General features: G+C 66.1%; 5 protein-coding genes. 2 read left to right on the plus strand and 3 right to left on the minus strand.

Annotation, left to right across the window (positions count from 1 at the left end):
* Positions 1-530: 530 nt before the first annotated feature.
* Complete coding sequence (locus JMJ55_RS30190) at positions 531-878, minus strand: hypothetical protein (protein WP_202829308.1); 348 nt, start codon at positions 876-878, stop codon at positions 531-533.
* 576 nt (positions 879-1,454) lie between these two features.
* Positions 1,455-2,018: a DUF697 domain-containing protein gene (locus JMJ55_RS30195; protein ID WP_202829309.1), complete on the minus strand. Its 564-nt coding sequence runs from the start codon at positions 2,016-2,018 to the stop codon at positions 1,455-1,457.
* A 107-nt stretch (positions 2,019-2,125) separates the two neighbouring features.
* Here JMJ55_RS30195 and JMJ55_RS30200 point away from each other — a divergent pair, with 107 nt between their 5' ends.
* Entirely contained in the window at positions 2,126-2,824 is a 699-nt protein-coding gene (locus JMJ55_RS30200) for a tyrosine-type recombinase/integrase (RefSeq protein WP_202829310.1), read from the plus strand.
* Positions 2,825-2,915: 91 nt separating this feature from the next.
* Complete coding sequence (locus JMJ55_RS30205) at positions 2,916-3,626, plus strand: hypothetical protein (protein WP_202829311.1); 711 nt, start codon at positions 2,916-2,918, stop codon at positions 3,624-3,626.
* A gap of 233 nt (positions 3,627-3,859) precedes the next feature.
* Here JMJ55_RS30205 and JMJ55_RS30210 read toward each other — a convergent pair whose 3' ends face one another.
* Positions 3,860-5,440: an ABC transporter substrate-binding protein gene (locus JMJ55_RS30210; protein WP_202829312.1), complete on the minus strand. Its 1,581-nt coding sequence runs from the start codon at positions 5,438-5,440 to the stop codon at positions 3,860-3,862.
* Between the last annotated feature and the right edge of the window lie 363 nt (positions 5,441-5,803).

The raw sequence follows: 5,803 nt of genomic DNA on the forward strand, positions 1-5,803 counted from the left end.
GTGCGCACCCCGGGGTTCGGGCGGTGACGGACATCCAGGAACGGCGGTTTTCTGGCAATCTGCGACTGCATGCGGGTGCGCACCCCTAGGGCTGCGCACCCTCTAGAGGGGGGCACGCACCCCTTCTTTGGGGGGGTGCGCACCTCCAGGGTTCGCACTGTGGGTTCGGATTTGGGTGCGCACCAGAAGGGGGCCTACAGGCGCCATGCTCCGGCGCATCCAGGTCTCGGTTCCCCCTTGGGGGTTCATGCGGACCTTGAGGACCCACAAACCGCCCGCCGCTGCGCCACGAGGACCGCTTTCAAACTCTCACGCGGTTTCTCCGCGCGGACGCATCCCAGGTCAGCGGTCGCCCAAGGCGGATCTACCCCGTCCGAGTGCAGACCCACAGCGTCATCCAAGGGGTCAAACGGGGCGGTTCCGGTGCCTGACCAGCAGCACCGCTGAGGGCTGTGGTGGGCTTCCTGGTCCGTCATCGTCGTCGGTCGGACGGAAGCAGCTGCGCCCGGTTGGTGGGCATCTCGGCCGAGCTATGAGGGGGATGCTCCGATCTCTTGGAGCTGCCCCTCCACGGAGCGATCCAGGTGGCGCAGTTCGGGCCCGAAAAGATGCTCGCTTGCCACTGGATCACGGATGACGGCTTCGAAGGCCGCTTTTTGAATGGCAGTCCAAACCTCGGGACGAGCCTCGATCGCTGGCCTCCCGTCGTCGTTCACCGGCAAGCGGGCATTGAGTCCAGACTTCCGCAGCCGCGCCACCGCCACAGATACGATGAGCGGGCCGATCCTCATGCGCACGATAGCCGTGGGATTGCGCCGCTTGCCCGGCAGCACCCGGACAGAGAGCGCCCGGATTGTCTGGACGACAGGCTTGGTCATGCCAGGTTTCCTCAGGTGCCGGTGGCGCCTCCCTACACCACGTCCGGAGGCACGATCGACTGCTGCTCTCGCGGGCCATCAGCCGCCATCAACAGGGCACCCGATACCGACGCCCCCTCGCGTGCGCGTGCGCGCGTGAGTCACAGGGTGCGAACCGGGGAAGGCCGCCGGAAAGCGGCCGTTTTCCTGGGGTTTGCTGGTTCGCACCCAGGGTTCGCACGCCAGGGTTCGCGCCCTCGGGTTTGCCCTCCCCCCGCCGGGGTTCGCATCCCCCGGGTTCGCACGCCAGGGTTCGCGCTTCCGGGTGCGAACCCTTACCCACGTCTGGACATGAAGCCGGCGGGGCGATCCGTCCACGCCTCCAGCATTCCCCGATAGTCACGGAATGCGGTCCGATCCCTTTGCCCGTCGGAACAGCGTCTGGAAGCGATATTTGAAAATTTGAATCGGCCATGACGGTGCCGGGGCAGAGACTGTTTGTTCCATCGGGCGTCCAGGCAGACGGCCTGAGCTGTAAGGGCCCGGCCACGACCCATCTCCTGGGCACAAAGCGATGGTTTGGCCCGGCACAGCCGTTCAGGGTCGCTCATTCGGGGAACATGCCAGGGCGGCGACCTCGGCCAGCCGCCGCAGGCGGAAGGCAGTGAGCCCGGCACCGGGCAAGGCGGCCCCGAGTTGCTTGAGCCCCGGCAGGTGGGACAGGGCTCCATCGGCCAGGGTCTGGCACAGCAGCTCCATCCCCGACGCCCCTGCCGCCGTCCAGGCAACGCGCCGCAGCAGGGCCAGCGTCACCGCGGCACCCGGGCGCATGCCGTGAATGGCCGCAACCTCGCGCAGCAGCGACACACCTCGCAGCGCGGCCAGCACCCCGTCCAAAACCGGTGAGGGGCTGACCGCCACCACCGCCCCGCTTTCCAGTGCCGCCCGGTTACCCGCCTGCCGTGTGGCCTGGCGCAGCGGTTCGGCGAGATGGCGACGCAGGGCCGCTCGAAGGTGCGGGATGTCGACCGCGGCGATAACCGCCGCTCGCGCGCCTGACGCGGTGGGGATGCGGTCGGCCAAGCCATTCAGCCATTCCAGGGCTAGAGTATGAGCGGGAGCAACGGGGTCGTCATCACGGCCCAGCAGGGCACGCAGCACCTCGACCCCCTGCCCTTCCCGCCGCGCCTGAGACCCTAGCGGCCTATGTGGATGCTCTGGCGGGTGTGGGCCAGAAACCTGCCTCTATCTGCCAAGCCGTTTGAGCCGTGGCCACCCTGCATCGTGCTGCGGGACTTCCGGGTCCATCCAAGGCGGAAGTGGTCCGGCTGGCGCTCAAGCGGATGGTCCGGACCCTCGGCACCCGACGGCACCAAGCGGCGCCCTTGGGCAAGGCAGAGATCGCCCAGATCTTCGAGGCTGCCGGGATGACCCTGTCCGAATGCCGCGACGTCAGCTTGCTTCTGGTCATGCGGGACATGTTGGCGCGCCGCAGCGAGGTTGTGGCCCTCGAAGTTGCTGATCTGGAGTTCGCCGCCGACGGGACTGCCACGGTTATTATCCGGCGTAGCAAGACAGATCAGGCCGGCGCCGGCGCGGTGTGCTGGTTAGGCCAACAGACCGTCCGCGAGCTTAGTCGCTGGCTGGATGCGGCCGGCATAGCTGGTGGACCCATTTTCCGGCCGGTCAGCAAGGCCGGTGTGGTTGACGATACGGCCCTCGCCAGCGGTGAGGTCTCCCGAATCTTGAAAAGATTGGCCCACCAGGCGGGGCTGGAGGCCTCGACCGTGTCTGGCCACTCAGCACGGGTCGGCATGGCCCAAGATCTGGTCGCCCGCGGTGCCGACCTCCCGGCGGTGATGCAGGCAGGGCGCTGGAAGACGCCCGCGATGCCGGCCCGCTATGCTGAACGGCTGCTTGCCCGGCGGGGCGCTGTTGCGCGCTTCCACGAGCAAGGTGGCGATTAGGGAGGGAACGCCCGCGGCTACGGCCGAGCTAACACAAAGATGGAGTTGGCCGAGCCGCTGTCGTAGCTGGGCAACGTGATATGCTGCCGTCATGGAGCCCACCGCACCGCCCTCGCCTTCCCTGCCTCCCTCCCCCTCGCGCCTGCCCTGGGACTTCCATCCCGCCCTGACTGAGGAGCGGCTGCGGGTCTGCGCTCGGATGCTGGCCAATGCCCGGCGCGATGCCCTGGCCATGGCCAGCTACGAGTTAGGCGATGATCCCTGGTCGGTGGGCTGCCGCGCCTTCGCTTTTGGCCGCCACCGGCTGCAGCGGGCCGCCAGCTCGGGCGACTATTCCTGGCTGGAGGTGCTCGACGACAGCGCCCACTTCGTCTTCGTCATCGGCGGGAATGGCAATGGCGTGCCGGTGCGCTTCTACCGCGGCGCCGCCGAGGAGCCGACCGAGCGCACCCTCAAGCGCCAGGAGGTCGAGGTGCAGCAGCTCTCCCTGGCGCTGGGCGAGGCCGAGGCCGAGGGACTGGCCTTCCGCCTGGCGGTGGAGACCGACGATGCCGGCCGGGTGGACCGGGTGGTGTTCCTGGCGCTGCGGGGCGAGGACCGGGTCGAGTGCTTCTGGCCGGTGCCGCTGGAACTGCCCGCCGCGGCTGCGGCCGGCGCCGGGGTCCAGCTGCGGCTGATCGCCGATGACGGCTATGCCGGGCCTGGCGAGGGCGCCAGCCGTCCCGTAGCCCTGCCCCCTGCCCTGCCGCCGCGGCGCAAGCCTGCCTCCGGCCCATCGCGGCCGCAGACTACGCTGTTTTGAGCGGCCGTGTACGGTTTATGTCGATCTCAGGCTCGCAGGACGCATACAGCGACAGCACCCGCCGAACTCGGTAGGTAACCTTCGAGACGAAGGCGGCCAGGATACGTATGCTGGCCTCCCGTCCGCCATGTGGGATCCACTCTCAGCGGCGGATAGGCTGCGTCCGCCCAAACCCAGGCGGACAACCTTTGGCCTCCGAAGACAGTTTTATAATCGCGTGGCGCCGGTTGTAGTCACCCCTCCTTCTTCACGTTCCACATCAACGGCAGACCCTTCAGCACGCCGCCTACTGACTTCCGATAGGCGGTTGGCTGATAATACTCCCCCGTTGGCAGGTAGGGCACGTCCTGGAAAGCTTGCTCCTGGATCTTCACAGCGATCGCCTTCTGAGCCGCCATGTCCGGTGCTTGAAACCAAGCGTCCCGCAGTTGCTCGAGCTTGAGGGAGTTGCACCAACCGAACCACCCGGCTTCGCCGTTGCCGCGTAGGCCGAGATGCGTGGCTGGAGTGAACTGGTCCACGCCGAAGAAGCTGGTGAAGAACACGCTCCACCCGCCCTTGTCGACCGGAGCCTTGCTGGCCCGGCGCTGGATCACTGTGCCCCAGTCCGTGCTTTGCACATCCACATTAATGCCTGCCTGCTTCAGCATATCGGCCCCAACCTCACCCAGCGCCTGCAAGGCCGGCAGATCGGTTGCAATCAACACTACCGCGCGCTCTCCATTGTAGCCGGCGGCGGCAAGGTCCGCTTTCACGCGAGCCATATCGCGCTTGCCTTGAAACATGGAGACACCGGCGCTGCTGGCCAGCGGCGAGGCAGCGGCAAAAAAGCCGACGTCGTCTTTCCACAGCGACCGATCGGTCCCCGCCACCGCCTGCATGAAGTCCGACTGGTTGACCGCACCAAGCAGTGCACGCCGGATCGCCGGGTTGTTGAAGGGCGGCTGCAGATGGTTGAACCGCACCATGCCCGGCAACCCGGTCGGATCAAGCGTGTTAGTGACCAGGTTGCCTGTTTGCCGCAGTACCGGATACAGGTCGAGCGACGGCTCCTGCCACCAGTCAACCTGGCCCCGCTGCAACGCGGCCATCGCGGTTGATGGGTCAGGTATTGCCCCCCATTCGATGCGGTCCAGGTAGGCGATCTTCGGCCCGGCGGTACAGCTCGGCGTGCCGTTCGGCCGTGGCACGTAGCCCTCGAAGCGGGTATAGATGCTGAGCGCCCCCGGAACCCGCTCGGCCGCGACGTAACGGAACGGGCCGCTGCCCACCATCTCCGTAATCGGCTTGAAGGGGTCAGTGTTGGCCAGCCGCTCTGGCATGATCGCACACATATTGCCGGCAATCTTCCCCAACGCGTCCGGCAGCAGCGGGAACGGACGCTTGAGACGGAAAACGAGCGTCTTGTCGTCGGCAGCCGAAAGCTCGTCGGTAGCTGCCATCAGCGCTTGGCCGAACGCATCCCGCTTGCCCCACCGGTTGACGCTGGCAACGCAATCGCGGGCGAGAACCGGCGTCCCATCATGAAATGTGAGGCCATCGCGCAGCGTAAGCCGCCAGATCTTGCCATCAGCCTCGGTGGTGAATCCCTCCACCATTTGCGGCTGCGCCTTGAACTCACTGTCCTGCCCAAACAGCGTGTCGAAAATCACGAAGCCATGGTTGCGCGATATGTAGGCGCTCGTGACGATAGGATCGAGCAGCGGGACGTCGATCTGGGGAACAAACTTGAGCGTCCTCGCGGCTTGAGACCGGGCCGCATGTGGTGCGGCGAGCGCAGCGGCGCCGGTGACGAGCAGGGTGCGGCGTTTCATCATTGGAAGACCCTCAATTCGAACTCAGTATGGTAGGGCAAAAAGGAGGCCGTGCTAGGTTGCTATCCTGCCGCTTTTGTGCGCCCTACCCAAAGCGGTAGATCAATCCGCTTGGCCATCTGGTACATCAGGTGGCGACAACGGATTATTGGTCCTAGCCATCGACGTGTCGGGCCTGTCGAGGTAGGCACATCGCTACAGGCGCCCCTCTGCCCTTGCAATGCAGTTTCGTATCGGACCTCGGTTATGACTGGTGACCAGCCGCTTCCCATTCTTGTAACCCATGGCGGCAAAGTAATTACCCACCCCCGGACTTTTGCGGCTGAGTGGTCAGGCCGTGACGGTCGTCAGGATGGTACCGAA

It is taken from the genome of Belnapia mucosa (genome assembly GCF_016775475.1).
Classification (GTDB): Bacteria; Pseudomonadota; Alphaproteobacteria; order Acetobacterales; family Acetobacteraceae; genus Belnapia; species Belnapia mucosa.

Bases quoted from the DNA above. Each gene is read 5' to 3' on its own strand.
- JMJ55_RS30190 (WP_202829308.1), bottom strand. From the start codon at position 878: ATGACCAAGCCTGTCGTCCAGACAATCCGGGCGCTCTCTGTCCGGGTG.
- JMJ55_RS30205 (WP_202829311.1), top strand. From the start codon at position 2,916: ATGGAGCCCACCGCACCGCCCTCGCCTTCCCTGCCTCCCTCCCCCTCG.
- JMJ55_RS30210 (WP_202829312.1), bottom strand. From the start codon at position 5,440: ATGAAACGCCGCACCCTGCTCGTCACCGGCGCCGCTGCGCTCGCCGCA.